The 16321-nt window shown below is 62.8% G+C and carries 14 protein-coding genes and 1 pseudogene; 8 read left to right on the top strand and 7 right to left on the bottom strand.

Going from position 1 to position 16321, the window contains the following annotated elements; all coding sequences use genetic code 11:
* Positions 1–178: 178 nt before the first annotated feature.
* Positions 179–856: a sterol desaturase family protein gene (locus HX855_RS32695; RefSeq protein WP_177090955.1), complete on the top strand. Its 678-nt coding sequence runs from the start codon at positions 179–181 to the stop codon at positions 854–856.
* A 54-nt stretch (positions 857–910) separates the two neighbouring features.
* Here HX855_RS32695 and HX855_RS32690 read toward each other — a convergent pair whose 3' ends face one another.
* From HX855_RS32690 to HX855_RS32675, 4 genes are all read right to left on the bottom strand, one after another.
* Positions 911–2380, bottom strand: a complete 1470-nt coding sequence (locus tag HX855_RS32690) for a PPC domain-containing protein (RefSeq protein WP_177090957.1) — start codon at positions 2378–2380, stop codon at positions 911–913.
* Positions 2381–2501: 121 nt separating this feature from the next.
* Complete coding sequence (locus HX855_RS32685) at positions 2502–3566, bottom strand: lipocalin-like domain-containing protein (RefSeq protein ID WP_177090959.1); 1065 nt, start codon at positions 3564–3566, stop codon at positions 2502–2504.
* Positions 3556–6030: an FtsX-like permease family protein gene (locus HX855_RS32680; RefSeq protein ID WP_177090961.1), complete on the bottom strand. Its 2475-nt coding sequence runs from the start codon at positions 6028–6030 to the stop codon at positions 3556–3558. The genes HX855_RS32685 and HX855_RS32680 overlap by 11 nt, the downstream gene beginning before the upstream one ends.
* A 1-nt stretch (position 6031) precedes the next feature.
* Positions 6032–6700 carry an ABC transporter ATP-binding protein gene (locus tag HX855_RS32675; protein WP_177090963.1) on the bottom strand — a complete coding sequence of 223 codons (669 nt, stop codon included), beginning with the start codon at positions 6698–6700 and terminating at the stop codon, positions 6032–6034.
* 350 nt (positions 6701–7050) lie between these two features.
* Between HX855_RS32675 and HX855_RS32670 the strand changes: the two genes are divergently transcribed.
* The 5 genes from HX855_RS32670 (at position 7051) to HX855_RS32650 (ending at position 12939) form a co-directional block, all read left to right on the top strand.
* A complete protein-coding gene (locus HX855_RS32670; RefSeq protein ID WP_177090966.1) occupies positions 7051–7734 on the top strand; it encodes a histidine phosphatase family protein in 684 nt (227 codons plus the stop codon).
* 338 nt (positions 7735–8072) lie between these two features.
* On the top strand, positions 8073–9728 hold the full coding sequence (arnT, locus tag HX855_RS32665; RefSeq protein ID WP_177090968.1) for a lipid IV(A) 4-amino-4-deoxy-L-arabinosyltransferase: 1656 nt from the start codon (positions 8073–8075) through the stop codon (positions 9726–9728).
* Between the two features lie 59 nt (positions 9729–9787).
* Positions 9788–11308, top strand: a complete 1521-nt coding sequence (locus tag HX855_RS32660; RefSeq protein ID WP_177090970.1) for a glycosyltransferase family 39 protein — start codon at positions 9788–9790, stop codon at positions 11306–11308.
* Positions 11309–11371: 63 nt separating this feature from the next.
* Positions 11372–12133, top strand: coding sequence for a M15 family metallopeptidase (locus HX855_RS32655; RefSeq protein ID WP_177090972.1), 762 nt, complete (start codon positions 11372–11374; stop codon positions 12131–12133).
* Positions 12134–12216: 83 nt separating this feature from the next.
* Complete coding sequence (locus HX855_RS32650; RefSeq protein ID WP_177090974.1) at positions 12217–12939, top strand: L,D-transpeptidase; 723 nt, start codon at positions 12217–12219, stop codon at positions 12937–12939.
* Here HX855_RS32650 and HX855_RS32645 read toward each other — a convergent pair.
* From HX855_RS32645 to HX855_RS32635, 3 genes and pseudogenes are all read right to left on the bottom strand, one after another.
* Positions 12931–13494: pseudogene (locus tag HX855_RS32645) on the bottom strand (thioredoxin family protein); the annotation flags it as partial. The gene HX855_RS32650 and the pseudogene HX855_RS32645 sit on opposite strands and share 9 nt — an antisense overlap.
* Before the next feature lie 29 nt (positions 13495–13523).
* Positions 13524–13712, bottom strand: coding sequence for a hypothetical protein (locus HX855_RS32640; protein ID WP_177090978.1), 189 nt, complete (start codon positions 13710–13712; stop codon positions 13524–13526).
* 11 nt (positions 13713–13723) lie between these two features.
* A complete protein-coding gene (locus tag HX855_RS32635) occupies positions 13724–13966 on the bottom strand; it encodes a DUF2790 domain-containing protein (RefSeq protein WP_177090980.1) in 243 nt (80 codons plus the stop codon).
* 216 nt (positions 13967–14182) lie between these two features.
* On the opposite strand from HX855_RS32635, the gene HX855_RS32630 reads away from it, so the two are divergent.
* Positions 14183–14923: a response regulator gene (locus tag HX855_RS32630; RefSeq protein ID WP_177090982.1), complete on the top strand. Its 741-nt coding sequence runs from the start codon at positions 14183–14185 to the stop codon at positions 14921–14923.
* Entirely contained in the window at positions 14920–16224 is a 1305-nt protein-coding gene (locus tag HX855_RS32625; protein WP_177090984.1) for an ATP-binding protein, read from the top strand. Before HX855_RS32630 ends, HX855_RS32625 begins: the two co-directional genes overlap by 4 nt.
* Positions 16225–16321: the final 97 nt, after the last annotated feature.

Below are 16321 nucleotides of genomic sequence, written 5' to 3'. Positions count from 1 at the left end.
GGCGTTTGCCAAAAGTGACCCGCTGTAAGAGCGGAACCCTAAGCCGCCGTTACCGCAGCAACGGATATGTACTCAACACAACCCCACAACCTGGTCGGCCCAGAGGCCGCCAAGTCAAGCAAATCCCCCAATCCCAACTACTCTCACCCCCCAACAAAAACAACACCGAGCGCCCCCAATGACCCACCCCACCGAGGCCTTCCGCGCGACCTACCGCGCCAGCATCACCCCCCACTACAACCCCTGGCTCCACGCAGGTTTCGTGTTCGGCTACGGCCTGCTCTGCGTCAGCCTGTTCTGGTCCACCACCCACGACATCCAACTGCTGGAATGGCTGACCATCCCCCTCACCCTGATTTTCTTCAACCTGTGCATCTACCTCGTCCACCGCCACCTGGGCCACCACAAACACACTTTCGCCCGGCTGTTCTACGCCCGCCACACCGGCGACCACCACAGCTTCTTCACCCCCGGCCACATGACCTACGACAGCCCGCGAGACTGGCGCGTCATCCTGTTCCCCGCCTGGCTCATCCTGCTCCACAGCCTGGTCATCACCCTCCCCGCCTGGTGGTTGCTCAAACACCTCAACCCCAACGCCGCCGGCCTGTTCGCCGGCTGCATGATCCTCGGTTACCTGCTCTACGAGTTTTTCCACGCCTGCGAACACCTGCCCCCCGACCACCCCGTGGCCCGCTTGCCGTGGATCCGCCAGATGCACCACCTGCACGCCCTGCATCACCGCCGCGAACTGATGCAGGGGCGCAATTTCAATATCGTCCTGCCGCTGATGGACTACCTGTTCGGTACCCTGCACCGGGAACCGCAAACCCGCGAATCAAAAAAGAGCCAATAAAAAACGCCCCACCTAAGTGGGGCGTCCAATGCTCGGAAGGATGCTTATGCGCCCTTATCGGCCAATGATGTCCTGGCTGCAGATATGCCCCAGGCTCACATAGGGAACGTTATCGCCACCGACGCCGACATTCGGCAGTTCCTTGAGGTCGATGCGCCAGCCGCCGACGTTGTACCAGGTGTCCCAGAGGTACTTCACACCGGTGCTGCTGTCGTAGTACTGGGCACGGTAGTCACCGACACAACCGCCCAACTCCGCATTCCCCGAGGTACTGCCAGCACTGTCGGTGATGGCCGGGAAGACCGTCCAGTGGAAGTCCGGGCCCGGAACAAAGCGTTTGTCGACCTTGAGCAGTGAAGTAACCCCCACCAACGGTACGCCAGTGCTGTCTTTCCATTCGGTGGACCAGGTCATGTTACGTCCGGCCTGGGTCGCCAGAGGCACGATGCCCACCGGGATCCGGGTCACCGTGCCCCCCTTCACATTGAAGGCGCCCAGGTGCGGGCTTGAACCGAACGTCAGCGTGTACTCGGACGTGGCATCCCACACCTCGGCCGGGTTGGCCCGCACACGCGCCTTGTAGACAAAGCCCGGCGCCCGGCTGGGGAAGGTCGCCGTCGAACCACCCGGAATGGTGACCCAGGTGCTGCCATTGAAGTACTCGAAAATCCACTGGTTGCGCAGGCCCTTGTCGTCATCGCCGAGGAACAGGCTGACACCCTGCCCGCGTACCGCGGTGAAGTCGAAGTAATCAAGGTCGTCCGGGCTGTCGAGGTTGCCCGTCAGGTAATTCAAACCGTCTGGCAAGGCGAAGGCCGTTTCCGGGGTGTCGTTAGGCTCGTAGGCGTCGATCGCGGTGTTGACGATCGCGCCGAAGTCGAAGGCCGAACCGTCAGCCACCTTGGCCTCCAGGAACCAGTAGTAATCTCCGGCTTCAAGGATGCCACTGATGATCTCGTCACTGTTGCCCGGGTTATCGGACGTGATCAGTGCCGTCAGGTTGTTCTGACCGTCGTCCTGGAACAGTGTCAGGGCCATTTCGGTACCCGGCTGCTGGCCGGCAAGGTAAATCTGCACCTTGGCCTTGGCTGGCACATTGAAGTGGAAGCACTGGGATTCGCCGCTCAGCAAGCCGTCATAGCTGTAACCGACGTTGATATCGAGGCTGTCGCACAGCGGCACAAACGCGGCCTGGGCAGCAGGCGCCTTCGCCGGTTTCACCAGCGGGACCACCGGTGAAACCTGCACGCTTTCAGAATGCTTCACCGCGCTGGCAACCGTCTTCGATACACCGAGGGGCTTGGCTTTTTGCGCGACCTTGAGCTTATCCAGCACCTGCGCCGAAGACGCTGTGGCTTGCACTTTGCCCCCGGATTTCAGGCCACTCTTGTCCGCTGCACTCAAGCTTTTTTCGCTCAGGTGCACGTTGCTCTGCGACGGGTATTGCTCGGCCAGGGCGAAGGCCGAAACGAAGCTGACAGCCATCATGGCTGCGCCCAGTACAAAGGCTTTTTTAGATTTCATTTTTTATCCATCCATAGTTAAAAAATTGAAGCTCAGGTAACCGGTGACATCCGGTCACCTGGGATGAAATCTAATTAATAGCTGTATATATGTCCAGTATTTTGTAAGCCGATTCTTACAATTAGTACCCGGTCATCTCCAGGTACCCCACCCCACCCTGGAACTTCACCGGCCCTTCCCAGTAAGGAATGCTCAGGTTCATCCACGCGTTTGGATTGAGCGCTTGCGTGGTGATGTCCAGGTGCTTGCCCGGGATTTTCAGTGACCACTGGGTGGGAATGCTGCGCCCATCGATGGCCGTAATGCCCAGTGGCGTCAATTGGATGTCCTGATTGTGCAGGGTCTGGGTGTGGCCCTGCGGGTCGATCCAGGTGCCGGTCAGGTAAGACGGCCCGTCTTTCTGCCGCACCCGAAACAGCATCAACTGCTCCCCGCTGTCCAGATGCAGGGAGAACCAGTCCCAGCCGGTCTGGCTGGCGGTCAGGGGCTGGCTGCTCCACTCGCGGTCGAGCCAGGCGGTACCGCTGACCTGGTAGGTTTTGCCGTCGATGGTCACGCGGCCATCGGCCTGGAAAAACGGCTGGCTGTAGTAGTACGACGCCTGGCCCTGGTCGGATTTGCGGCTGTAGCCGTTGTCGCCCTGGAGCACCAGCGGGCGGCTGGAGGTCAGGTGCAGGTCGTAGTTGAAGTGCTCGCCCGCAGCCGCCAGTTGCATATCCGCCAGGGGGCTGGCGGCGCCGGGCCGGGTGGCAAAGTTCCAGTCATCGATCCAGGCATTGAACGGCACCGCCTGGGCCCCGGCCTGCCCCACGCCGCCACGGGCGTAGCGTTCGCTGGCGTAATGGCGGGTGGCCGAAGTGACGGCGGCGTGGCCCAGCCAGATCGTCGAGTCGTGCCAGCCCGGTTGCGTCGGCCCGGCCTTGAGCGCGTTGCGAAACAGCGTCCATTGCACGCCATAGGCATTGCCGTCGGCGTCCTTGAGGTTGGCGGTGAGGTACCACCATTCGATGCGATAGCCGTCATGGGGCCCGTGGTCCTCGGGAAAGCTGAAAACCTTGCCGGGCACCACTTGGGCAAAGTCCGCGGCCTGGCTGCCCAGCCCGGCGAAGCTTTCTTCAGGCGCAGGCGGTTTATCGCAGGCGCCCAGCAACAGGAATGTCGCCCACAGCAGGCACTTAATCTTCATGGGCAAAGGTCCTCAGCAAATCCGCCGGGCGACTGCGGTACAGCTGCCACAACGGCCAGGCCGACGCCAGCAAGGTGGCCAGCATCGCCAGGCCCAGCAGTTGCGCCAGTTGCCACGGGAACACCTGCAACGGCAGCCGCCAGCCGAAGGCCTGGACGTTGATCACCACATCCAGGCACCAGGCCAGCAGCAGACCCAATGGCAACGCCAGCACCAGGGTCAGCACCGCCAGCAGCCAGGTTTGGCCGAGGTTGAGCAGCATCAATTGGCGTCGTGTCACCCCCAGCGCCCACAACGGCGCCAGTTGGCCGAGGCGGCTCTGGCTCTGGGTCAACAGGCTGATGAACAACGCCACGCCGGCCACGCCCAGGGTCAGGCTGTTCAGGGCCGCCGTGGCGGCGAAGGTGCGTTCGAAGACCTGGCTCGACCAGCCCTTGAGCTGTTGCTGGTCGACGATGCGGCTGTCTTCCAGGGCAAACCGGGTTTGTACCTCGCGCACCAGAAGTGGCACGTCGCCCGGCAATACCCGCAGGTTGAAACGCGCCGGCGACAACCCGGGCCAGTGCTGCAGCAGGTGCCGTGAATTCACCAGCAGATGGCCCTTGGGGTTGCCATAGTCGGCGTAAATGCCGACCACCTTCGGCGACCACAGGCCCTGGGGCGTAGGGATGGGGATGACATCGCCCAGCCGCACCTTGAGCCGGCGCGCCATTTGCTCGCTGAGCATCAGGGTGTCGTCTTGCAGCAACGTGTCCCATGGGTCAGTCACCGCTTCCAGCAACGGCCAATGCTGACGATAAGTGGCGTCGTCGACCACGCCGAACAGGTCCGCCGGCCAGCCTTGCAGCTGCACCGCGACCTGCCAGGTCGGCAGCACAGTTCGCACCCGCGGTTGCTGCTCCAGCCAGGTTTGCAACGCCTCGGCCTGGGCCGGGTTTTGCGGGTTGAGGTACAGCTCGGCCGTCAGGCGTTGTTCCAGCCAGTTATTGAAGGTCTGACGAAATCCCGAGGTCATCGAGCCCGCGCCGATATTGGCGGCCAACGCCAGCAGCAAGGCCATCAGCGCCAGGCTCAGGGCCGGCAATTGCTGGCGACAATCGGCGAGAAACCATTGGCCCAGCACCGAACGGCTGCGACCCAGCACGGCCTTGAGTACACCGCTGAGCACCACCGGCAAGCCCAGGGCTGCGCCCAGCAACAAGGCCGCCATCAACACAAAGCCGCTGGCCAGGCTGTCACCGAACACCAGCGCCAGCAACGCGATCAATAAGGCCGCGCCGGCCACCCAGCCCTGGCGTCGCAGCCAGCGCCCATGGGCCTGGTGCCAGGCCTGGGCATTGGCCAGTGCCAACAACGGCAAACGCGCCGCCCGCCACACACTGCTGGCCCCGGCGAGCAAGGCGCCGAGCAACGCCAGGCCCAGTCCGCTGAGCCACCACCACAGGCTGAGGCTTAATTGGCCGGGTACTTCGGCACCGTAGAGGCCACGCAGACTGGCGGCCACGTCCGGCAGCAACAGGCTGGCCAGCAGGTACCCGCTGGCCACGCCCACCAGGCCGCCCAGCACGGCCATGCCACCGAGTTCGACCGCCAGGCTGAGAATCAGCATCCGCGCACTCACCCCGCACGCACGCAGGGTTCGCAGCAGACCACGCCGTTGCTCCAGGGCCAGGCCGATGGCGGCGTGCACAATAAACAGGCCCACCACAAAGGACAAAAATCCCAGCGCATCGAGGTTCAGGTGAAAGCTTTCCGTGAGGCGCGCGAGGTTGTTTTCCTCGGCCTGCTTGAGCTGCAGTTGCGTGCCCAATTCCGGCGGCAAGGCGGGATGAGCGGCGGCAAAGGCCTTGTCCAGCAACAACCGCGACAGGCGCTGCGGCATGTCCAGCAGCGGTTGGGCGAAGCCGATATCGGTCAGTAACAGTCCGGGAGCCATGTCCGGTTGAGCGTGCAGTGGCGGCAGCGCCAGCCCGGCGGCCGTCAGTGGCTGATCACCCTCTTTCAGGCCCAGCGCCTGCAAGGTCTGCGGCGCGATCCAGGTGCGTCCCGGCGGGTTGAAGAAGGCGACCATCTGCGCCCGGTCGAGGGTCTGACCGGCCAGTGCGCCACCGCCGGGCAACGACACCGGGTCGACGCCCATCACTTGCAGGCGCTGGTCTTCATGCCCCTTGAGGGTCACGCGGCCCTGCGCCACCGGTGACACCGGCCACCCCGCGCGACGCAGTTCGGCAAATAAGGCCTGGGGAAAGCTGGCACCGTCCGGCGCGCTGAGGCTGGCCTGGGGTTCACCGCCGATCAGTTGGCTGGCCCGGGCGTAGCTGTCCCGCGCCTGACTGTTAAGGGCTTGCACGCCGGTCAACAGCGCAGTGGCCAGCCACAGGCCGGTGAGCACGCTGAAAAACTGCACCGGGTGACGGCGCCAATGGCTGATGAGCGCGCGCAATGTCCAGTAGAAGACGCGCACTTCAGCAGGCGTCCGCAGCGACTACCTGGCCGCGGTGCAGCACCACCTGCTGGTCGAGGCGCGCAGCGATGCGCGGGCTGTGGGTGACCATCAACAGGCTGGTAGGGCTGTCCTGCAGCAGGTCGAGCAACAGTTGCAGCACGTCGTCGCTGGTGGCTTCGTCGAGGTTGCCGGTGGGTTCATCCGCCAGCAACAAGCCGGGGCGCGACGCCAGGGCGCGGCCTACGGCCACCCGTTGCTGCTGGCCGCCGGACAGTTGCTCGGGGTACCGCTTGAGCAAGTCCCCCAGGCCCAGGCGCTCCACCAACTGCGCTTGCCAGGCCGGATCGAAGCGCCCGGCCAGGCGCGCCTGGAACGCCAGGTTGTCTTCGACCCGCAGGCTGCCGATCAGGTTGAACTGCTGGAACACCAGGCCGATCTCGGTGCGGCGCCAGTGGGCCAGTTGCGCCTCACTCATCTGGTCCAGGCGTTGATCGCCGACCTGGATGCTGCCACGGTCTGCCTGGTCGAGCCCCGCCACCAGATGCAGCAGCGTACTTTTGCCACTGCCGGACTCGCCCATCAGCGCCAGGCTGCTGCGCGCTCCCAGGTACAGGTCGACACCCGCCAGCACGGCCAACGGCCCTTGCGGTGTGCCGTAACGCTTGAATACCCCTTGTACCTGCAGCATCACCCTACCCCACCGGTTCCTGGATTGAGGCCGAGAATAACGGTTGTCACATTTTTATGTCACAACCATGGGTAAAAGGAGCGCCCCATGACCCCCTGCAATTTTTTCACATTGATTTCACTCGGCTGCCACCTGCCGCACTTTAAATTGCCCCCCATGAGCAGATAACAGGCCGGTTATTTTCAAACGCCCGTTAGTGCAAGTGAACAATTTTTAATATCGGTATGTTCAGCAAAAAGACAGCGCGCCTGTGACACGCTTTTGTGCATTCCTGCATAAGCGCTTGTCCCTTTGCGCCCTGCCTAACTTGCCCTTGCCAGTTACTGGATTACGCGTGGAAGTTAATAATAATGGTGAATAGTGTGGTTGACCTGACTCTGAGCAAGTCTCGCTCGCGCTGGGCCTTTTTGAAACAGCTGAGCACGCTATGGCTTAGCGTGGTGGGTGTCGGGATAGTCAGCCTGGCAGTGACGGCATTTATAATGTGGCCAAGGTCGCCCCTCGACCTGGGTGTGGGCCATCGCCTGCTCACCTCCGGCGCTGTAGAGGCCTGGCGCAACGGAGACCTGGTGGTGCTGGTACGGCATGAAGAACGCTGCGACCGCTCCACCAATACCTGCCTGGGGCCGGCAGACGGCCTGACCACCCTCGGATCGTTGTCCGCCACCGCCACCGGCAAGGCCTTCCAGGCACTGGGCATGCAAAATACCGACGTATTGAGCAGCCCCACCACCCGCACCGCACAAACCTCGCTGTTCATGTTCGGCAAGTCCGAATTGGCCTTGGGCCCGCTGGCCATCTGCGGCCCTGCAATTGCTGAGGAACTGCGTCCGCACAAGCAGCCGGATCGCAACTTGCTGGTGGTCACCCACAGCGCCTGCATCAGCGATTTTGAAGAAACACTGGGCTTCAAGCACGCCGCCCATGCCGAGTACGGCAGTGCGTTGTTTGTAAAACTTCTGCCCAACGGAAAGTTCAAAGCGCTGGGCATTATGAACAGCAAGGATTGGGCCGCCGCGCTTAAACAACTCTAGGACACTTCTTTACATTTAATCATTCAAATTCGTTCAGCAAAAAGACAGCCGGACTGTGGCATTTTTTACAGTTTTAATAGGCGTTTTTTCACTCGATTATTAGCTTGCTAACTTTTCACACATTAACAACATGATGATGACTGATTGGACGCCACCTATTTAACAAGCTTGACTGGGGGTGCAAGGATATTCAGTTCCGCCCCCACTAACAGACTGTTTAAGGAATAACGTTCTGTGGCGTATTTTTACCCGACCCTGACTCCTCTTACCCCCTCGCGCATGGCGGTTCCAGCGCTTCTGCTGATCCGCCGTCAATACCGCCTGAGAGTGCAATAACCATGACCCGCCTTAAACCCTTGCCGGTGTTGCTACTGGCATTCGTGATGTTCTATTTGTTGCCACTGGGTCTGCACGGCCTGTGGATTCCCGACGAAACCCGCTACGCCCAGATCAGCCAGGAAATGGTCATGAGCGGCAACTGGGTATCCCCGCACTTCATGGGCGTGCGCTATTTCGAAAAACCTGCCGCCGGTTACTGGCTGATCGCGCTGGGCCAGGCGATCTTTGGTGAAAACCTGTTCGGCGTGCGCATCGCCTCTGCCCTGACCACCGGCCTGGGCGTCATGCTCGCCTACCTGGTCGCCCGCCGGGTGTGGAACGACCCGCGCAAGAGTTTTGCCTGCGCGCTGCTCTATATGAGCTTCGGCCTGGTGGCCGGGCAAGCCGGTTACTCCAACCTGGACCCGCAATTCACCTTTTGGGTCAACCTGAGCCTGGCGGCACTGTGGTTTGCCCTCGACAGCGCCACCCCGCGCGCGCGCCTCGCCAGTTGGGCATTGTTGGGTGTGGCCTGCGGCATGGGGTTCATGACCAAGGGCTTCCTCGCGTGGTTGCTGCCGGTGTTGATCGCCCTGCCGTACATGCTCTGGCAGCGTCGCCTGGGGGAACTGCTGCGCTACGGCCCGCTGGCGATTCTGGTGGCGGCGGTGGTGTGCCTGCCGTGGGCGCTGACGATCCACCTGCAGGAGCCGGACTACTGGCGCTTCTTTTTCTGGCATGAGCACATCCGCCGGTTCGCCGCCGACAACGCCCAACATGCGCGGCCCTGGTGGTTCTACCTGCCACTGATGGTGGTGTCCTGCCTGCCGTGGGCGGCACTGCTGCCGGCGACACTGTGCAAGACCTGGAAGGACAAGCGCCAACCCGCCATGGTCTTCCTCGCGTTGTGGGTGCTGCTGCCCCTGGGCTTTTTCAGCCTGAGCAACGGCAAGTTGCCGACCTACATCATGCCGTGCCTGCTGCCGCTGGCGCTGCTGATGGGGCACGCACTGGTCGATCTGCTGGCCACCGCCCGCACCCGCACGCTGCGCGTCAATGGCCTGCTCAACCTGGGCATCGGCCTGGGGGCGATGGTCACCCTGATCTACCTGCAAATCGACAGGCCGCTGTACGGCAACAGCCATAGCGAGATGTTCAACCTGTCCCTGACGTTCATCGTGCTGATGGGCTGGATGCTCGTTAACCTGCTGCAGGCGTTCCGCCCGCTGACACTGTGGGCGATGCCGGCCCTGGGCATCGGCCTGCTGGTGGCGCTGTTGCCGGCGGGCATGCCGGCGCTGATTGAAGACAACCAGATGCCTGACCAGTTTGTGCTCCAGCACCTGGACGAACTGCAACAGACCCACGCGTTGCTGAGTAACGAACTGGGCTCGGCCTCCGCCTTGTCATGGCGCCTGCGCCGGCCCGAAGTGACGTTCTACGACACCGAAGGCGAGCTGCGCTACGGCCTGCAATACGCCGACTCGATGCACCGCAAGGTCGACCTGGACAGCGTTCAGGCCTGGCTCAAGCAGGCGCGCCAACAAGGCTCGGTGGGCGTGCTGATGCGGGTCAGGAGCACCAGCGAAATGCGCGAAGCCGGTCAGTTGCCCTTGGGGGGCAAGCGTTATTACAAGGGCGACCTGGAGATCATCATCTACCCGCAACTGCCGTAACACAGCCGCACTAAGGTGGGGTGACCCATTCAACACTTACCCCACATTGGAACTGCCCCATGACCTTCTGGAAAACCGAGCGCGGCGCCCTGCTGCTGCTCCTTGGCGTATCCGCCGTGATCCTGTTGCTGGGCCTGGGCGCCCGCGACCTGTGGGGCCCGGAAACCCGCTGGGCGAACATCACCTTGCAGATGCTGCAAAGCGGCGACTACTTCGACCCGTACCTCAAGGGCACGCCGTATTACGACAAACCCCTGCCGTCGTACTGGCTGATCACCGGCTTTGCCAACCTGATGGGCGGCCTGGGGCCGTGGTCGTTGCGCCTGTCCTCGGTCATCTCGGCGTGGCTGAGCATCTGGCTGGTCTACCTGATCGGCGAGCGCCTGTTCCGCAAGGGCACCGGGCTGATTGCCGGCTGGATGCTGGCGACCACCTTCTACTTTATCTTCTGGGCCCGGGTCGCCACGGCGGATGTGCTGACCGTGTGCGGCGTGCTGGCAGCGGTGTGGTGGTATTGGCGCGGGCCGGACGATACGCGGCTGGGGCGCTACACGGTGTTCTTCCTGTTGCTGGCGGCCACGTCGCTGTTCAAAGGGTTGATCGGTTTTGTGCTGCCGGGCCTGGTGCTGTTGCCACACCTGCTCAGCGAACAGCGCTACAGGCGCCACCTCAACCTGCGCCTGGTGCTGGCCGTGATCATCGCCGGCGCGTTCTATTCGATTCCGTTTGTTCTGTCCCACCTCTATGGCGCGCCGACCTACGGTGAAAGCGGCCTGGAACTGGTGTTCCGGGAAAACGTGGTGCGCTTCTTCGACCCGTTCGACCATATGGGGCCGATCTACACCTACCTGATCTACCTGCCCGCCTACACCTTGCCCTGGGCGCCGTGCTGGATCCTCGGCCTGTGGCTCGCCGTGCGGCACTGGCGCGACACCCCGCCCAATACGCGCTGGCTGGTGTGGGGCCTGGGCCTGCTGTTTGTGTTCTTCACCGCCAGTGGCAGCCGCCGCAGTTACTACGTGCTGCCTCTGGTGCCGTTCGCGCAGTTGCTGGCGGCGTGGTGGGTCAGTGAGCGTATTGCCCGCAAAGGCACCGTCGGCCGGGGCTGGTACCGTGGGTTCGGCATCGCCGCCGGGGTGATGCTGCTGGTGCTTGGGGTGGTGTACCCATGGACCAATGGCAATGGCGGCGTGAGCCGTTTTGCCGATGACGTGCTGGCCCAGGCAGTGAAAGGCGCGCCGTGGAATGAGTGGCAGATGGTGATGGTGGAAGTCGATAACAAGGTGCCGATGTACCTGCAAAACCACGGTGCGCCGTTCTACTACGTGGCTGAAACCCAGGACTTCCCGCGCCAGGGTGACAGTGCAGCATTCATGGCGTGGCTGGACAAAACCAGCGGCCGCCACTTCGACCCGCAGCGCACGATTATCATCGCGCAGTACTCCAAGGACGCGCCGGCACCAGTGGCCTACCTGGGCAGCGATCATCAGGTGATTCGCACCCAGCCGGACAATGGCGAGCGGCTGTTCCACAAGCGTGACGGTGGCAGCGTGGCGTTCGTGCCGGGCCCCGCGCCGTAACACTGGCGGCACGGGCCGGGCATTGCTAGTGTGGCGCGCTTAAGCCACCGTCCGAGCCCGGCCATGCCCTACTATGCCTCCTCCCTTGCCGCCCTGACCCTCATCGTGCTTGCCGCGCCGGTCGCCGCAGACACGCCCAGGCCGGCCAACATGGTTTACCTGCGAAACCTTGACCCGAGCATCCAGCAGGACATTCGTTACGCCAGCGCCCATAACTTTACCGGCGCGCCGCTGGACGGCTACAACGCCGCAGAATGCGTACTGTCTGCCGACGCCGCCAAGGCACTGGTGCGGGTGCAAGCCGAGCTGGCCAGGCAGGGTTACGGCCTGAAGGTATTCGACTGCTACCGCCCCAGCCGTGCGGTGGCGAACATGGGCCGCTTCGCCAATCTGCCGGGCGATCCGGCCAAGGCCGAATTCTATCCCCGGGTGAACAAACAAGACTTCTGGCGCCTGGGTTATGTGGCCAAAGTCTCCAACCACTCCCGGGGCGCTGCTGTGGACGTGACCCTGACGGGCCCCGATGCACTGCCGGTCCAACCCTGGACCGCCCACACCCCAGCGGTGGATTGCACCGCCGGTTATGGGCGGCGTCTGCCCGATGGCGGCCTGGACATGGGCACCGGCTTTGACTGCTTCGATGACCTGGCGCACACCGCAAACCCCGGGATCAGTCAGACGGCCCGGCACAATCGCCAACGGCTCACCGCCGCCATGAGCAAGCAAGGCTTTACCGGTTATGCCGGCGAGTGGTGGCATTTCACGTACAGCCGCAACCCGGTCAAGGCCGAGCCCATGGACTTCCCGATCAACCCCATGCCGTAACATCGCCATACAGCCTCGGCTTGATAAAATCCGCGGCCAAAACTAGCGTTTGAGGCTTCCCTACTTTCAAGGATTGAACGACATTGAACCCTCTAATCAAAACCTGTGGGGCGCTCCTGGCGCTGCTTTCAAACGTGGCGTTCGCACAAATCCCCGACGACAGCCGGCAACTGATCGTGGTCACCACACCGGACTGGAACGCCATCCAGGGCACGGCACAACGTTACGAACGGCACGGGCAAGGCTTTCAGAAAGTCGGTGAACCGTTTGCTATCGTGGTGGGCAAAAACGGCATGGCCTGGGGCACCGGCCTTACAACACCCGCCCCCGACCAGCAGCCCCTCAAGCGTGAAGGCGATGGCAAGGCTCCGGCCGGAATCTTCACGCTCGGCAGCGCCTTCGGCTACGCGTCCACTGCCGCTACCCGTTTGCCTTACACCACCAGCACCGCCACCCGTGAATGCGTGGACGACAGCCAGTCCAGCCATTACAACACCTTGGTCGACAGTTTAGCGGTGAACAAGGACTGGACCAGCTCCGAACAGATGCTGCGCAAGGACCAGCTCTACCGCCAGGGGATTTTTGTCGAGCACAATACGCCGGCCTCAGCCAACGACGGTTCGTGTATTTTCCTGCACATCTGGCGCAGCAATCGTGCGGGGACATTGGGTTGCACGGCGATGGACCCGGCGCAGATACAACAACTGTTCGCCTGGCTGGACCCGCGAGAACACCCGCTGCTGGTACAACTGCCCGTGGCGCAGTACGAACAGTATCGTGGGCGCTGGAAACTACCCTCACGTTGAGCGGGCGACCCGGGCCTCTTCCAACAACGCCTGGATAACTTTCTCCTGGTTGTCATAGCGGCCCTCGCCAAAATGGCTGTAGCGCGCTTTGCCGGTGGCGTCGAAGAAGTAATGGGCGGGCCAGTACTGGTTATCGAAGGCGCGCCAGATCCGGTAATCGTTGTCGATGGCCACCGGGTAGTGGATGTCCAGTTTCCTGATCTGGCTGCGCACGTTATCCAGGACTTTCTCGTAGGCGTTTTCCGGCGTGTGCACACCGATCACCACCAGCCCGTCCTTGGCGTATTTTTTCGCCCACTGGTTCACGTACGGCAGGCTGCGCTGGCAGTTGACGCAGTCGTAAGTCCAGAAGTCCACCAGCACCACCTTGCCCTTCAGGCCTTCGGCCGTGAGCGGCGGCGAGTTGAGCCAGGCCACAGCGCCCTCCAGGGACGGCATGCGCTCATCGGACTGGCTGATGCTTTCGGCGTCGACGTCGTTGATCAAGTAATTGACCGCCTTGGGTACGCCCACCAAGGCAACGGCCAGTGCCAGCAGGAGCACGCCTTTTGAGGCGCGCAAGCGGCGCAGGATCGGGATGAAGTTCATGGGCACTCCCTTGCAGTCGGGGGGATTTCGGCACGTTTGCGACCTGCGCCGGTTTGCGCCACGGGCGTATTCTGGAAGCAGGTTTCACTGCCAGTGAGTTTTTTCGCGGTGGCGGCATTCACATCCGCCGCCACACCCGCCATGGAAAACGCCAGGGCGCTGAGAAAGCTGTTGAGTGGGGTCATGGCCGGGCTCCTCAGCTGCCTTCAAGGCAGTTACTGGAAAACTTGCGGTAGTCGAGGACATGGCGCTGGCCCTCGGCGTCGAGGTAGGTCAGGTGCGAGTTGACGATGCCGCACAGCGCACCGCCGGCCTCTTCGGAGATCGACACCACCTGGTGGATATCCGGCGGGCTGGCGGTGGATTCGGCATGGGCGGCAACACTCAGGCCAGCGAGTAAGGCAAACAGGCAGGTGGCATAGGTGGATTTGAGATTCATGTGCAGTTCCTCGGGGTTTCAAGTGGGCCGAGGCGGATGACCTCGATGGGCTCATTTGAACCGTGGGAGGTATCCGGATTGTGTCGGCCAGGCCCGGTTTTTTGCGTCGATGTGTATCTCGTCACTGCCAGATACACTGCAATACAAAGGGCACAAGGCAAGCCCGCCGGCAGTGGCTAGACTGCGCATCAATGACTATTCAACGAGGAAGGCAGCATGGATCACGTCGATCACATTCTGATTGTCGATGACGACCGGGAGATCCGCGAACTGGTGGGCAACTACCTGAAGAAGAACGGCCTGCGCACCACCGTGGTCGCTGACGGCCGGCAGATGCGCAGCTTCCTGGACACCACGCCCGTGGACCTGATCGTGCTGGACATCATGATGCCCGGCGACGACGGCTTGCAGCTGTGCCGGGAACTGCGGGTGGGCAAGCACAAGGCCACGCCGGTCCTGATGCTCACCGCGCGCAACGATGAAACCGACCGCATCATCGGCCTGGAAATGGGCGCCGACGATTACCTGGTCAAGCCCTTCGCCGCCCGTGAACTGCTGGCCCGCATCAACGCGGTGCTGCGGCGCACCCGGATGCTGCCACCCAACCTGGTGGTGACCGAAAGCGGCCGGCTGATCCGCTTTGGCCGCTGGCGCCTGGACACCACCGCCCGCCACCTCCTGGACGAAGACGACACCCTGGTGGCCTTGAGCGGCGCCGAATACCGCCTGCTGCGGGTGTTTCTCGACCACCCGCAACGGGTGCTCAATCGTGACCAATTACTGAACCTGACCCAGGGCCGGGACGCGGACCTGTTCGACCGCTCCATCGACCTGCTCGTCAGCCGCCTGCGCCAGCGCCTGCTGGACGACGCCCGCGAGCCGGCCTACATCAAGACGGTGCGCAGCGAAGGCTATGTGTTCTCCCTCGCGGTGGAAATCCTTGGGGACTCGGCATGACCCTCGCGTTCCGCTGGCCGCGCACCCTGGCGGCGCAACTGTCGGTGATTTTCATCGTCAGCCTGCTGTGCGCCAACGCGCTGTCGTTCAGCGCGCAGTTCTATGAGCGGTACATGAGCGCCCGCAGCGTGATGCTGGGCAACCTGGAGAACGACGTATCCACGTCCATCGCAATCCTCGACCGCCTGCCCGCCGCCGAGCGCCCCAGCTGGCTGCCGCGCCTCGACCGCAACGCCTACCGCTACCTGTTGAATGCCGGCGAACCCGGTGAACCGATGGCCAGCGACGACATGCCCATGGCCGCGACCTCGCTGACCGATGCCCTGGGCGAACACTACCCGCTGACCTTTCGCGACATCCCGGGCCTGCAAAAACACTTCCAGGCGCACCTGACCCTGGCCGATGGCAGCCCGGTCACCATTGACGTGTACCCCAAGCCCATCCCGTTTGCGTTCTGGCTGCCGGTGGTGCTGGTGCTGCAACTGGTGGTGTTGCTGATCTGCACCTGGGTCGCCGTGCGTATCGCCATCCGCCCGCTGACGCGCCTGGCACGGGCGGTGGAAACCCTCGACCCGAATGCGCGCCCGACGCCGCTGGACGAAACCGGCCCCACCGAGGTGGCCCATGCGGCGGCGGCGTTCAATGAAATGCAGAAGCGGATTGCCGAGTACCTCAAGGAACGCATGCAGATTCTGGCGGCGATCTCCCATGACTTGCAGACACCCATCACCCGCATGAAATTGCGCGCCGAGTTTATGGAAGACTCGGTGGACCGGGAAAAGCTCTGGAGTGACCTGGGGGAAATGGAGCATCTGGTGCGCGAGGGCGTGGCGTATGCCCGCAGTGTGCACGGCTCCACCGAGGCCAGTTGCCGGATCGACCTGGATGCGTTTCTCGACAGCCTGGTGTTTGATTACCAGGACATGGACAAGCAAGTGAGCCTCACCGGTAAAAGCGCGGTGGTGCTGGACACGCGGCCCCATGCGTTGCGTCGGGTACTGGTGAACCTGGTGGACAACGCGCTGAAATTTGCCGGGGCGGCGCAGTTGCAGGTGGGCTCGACGGCGTCGGGGGAGCTGTCGATCAAGGTGTTGGACCGGGGGCCGGGGATTGCCCAGGATGAACTGGTGCAGGTGATGCAGCCGTTTTACCGGGTGGAGAGTTCGCGCAATCGCGGCACCGGCGGTACCGGGCTGGGATTGGCGATCGCCCAACAGCTGGCCGTGGCGATTGGCGGGGAATTGACCTTGAGCAATCGGGATGGGGGCGGGTTGTGTGCGCAGATTCGGCTGGTGCTTTGAGTGGGTTGTCGCGGGTGGGGCTGGGCTGGGTGTATATCCGTTATTTAGGTAACGGCCGCCTATGGTTCCGCCCTTACGGCGGGTCACTTTTGAAAAG

The sequence above is a fragment of the Pseudomonas sp. IPO3778 genome (assembly GCF_013386825.1).
Classification (GTDB): domain Bacteria; phylum Pseudomonadota; class Gammaproteobacteria; order Pseudomonadales; family Pseudomonadaceae; genus Aquipseudomonas.
This window is presented reverse-complemented; position numbering and strand designations above follow the sequence as displayed.

What these genes read in the sequence shown, in the direction of transcription:
- HX855_RS32660 (WP_177090970.1), top strand. Translation starts at nt 9,788, where the DNA reads ATGACCTTCTGGAAAACCGAGCGCGGCGCCCTGCTGCTGCTCCTTGGC.
- HX855_RS32675 (WP_177090963.1), bottom strand. Translation starts at nt 6,700, where the DNA reads ATGCTGCAGGTACAAGGGGTATTCAAGCGTTACGGCACACCGCAAGGG.
- arnT (WP_177090968.1), top strand. Translation starts at nt 8,073, where the DNA reads ATGACCCGCCTTAAACCCTTGCCGGTGTTGCTACTGGCATTCGTGATG.
- HX855_RS32640 (WP_177090978.1), bottom strand. Translation starts at nt 13,712, where the DNA reads ATGACCCCACTCAACAGCTTTCTCAGCGCCCTGGCGTTTTCCATGGCG.
- HX855_RS32630 (WP_177090982.1), top strand. Translation starts at nt 14,183, where the DNA reads ATGGATCACGTCGATCACATTCTGATTGTCGATGACGACCGGGAGATC.
- HX855_RS32690 (WP_177090957.1), bottom strand. Translation starts at nt 2,380, where the DNA reads ATGAAATCTAAAAAAGCCTTTGTACTGGGCGCAGCCATGATGGCTGTC.
- HX855_RS32670 (WP_177090966.1), top strand. Translation starts at nt 7,051, where the DNA reads ATGGTGAATAGTGTGGTTGACCTGACTCTGAGCAAGTCTCGCTCGCGC.
- HX855_RS32625 (WP_177090984.1), top strand. Translation starts at nt 14,920, where the DNA reads ATGACCCTCGCGTTCCGCTGGCCGCGCACCCTGGCGGCGCAACTGTCG.
- HX855_RS32635 (WP_177090980.1), bottom strand. Translation starts at nt 13,966, where the DNA reads ATGAATCTCAAATCCACCTATGCCACCTGCCTGTTTGCCTTACTCGCT.
- HX855_RS32655 (WP_177090972.1), top strand. Translation starts at nt 11,372, where the DNA reads ATGCCCTACTATGCCTCCTCCCTTGCCGCCCTGACCCTCATCGTGCTT.
- HX855_RS32685 (WP_177090959.1), bottom strand. Translation starts at nt 3,566, where the DNA reads ATGAAGATTAAGTGCCTGCTGTGGGCGACATTCCTGTTGCTGGGCGCC.
- HX855_RS32695 (WP_177090955.1), top strand. Translation starts at nt 179, where the DNA reads ATGACCCACCCCACCGAGGCCTTCCGCGCGACCTACCGCGCCAGCATC.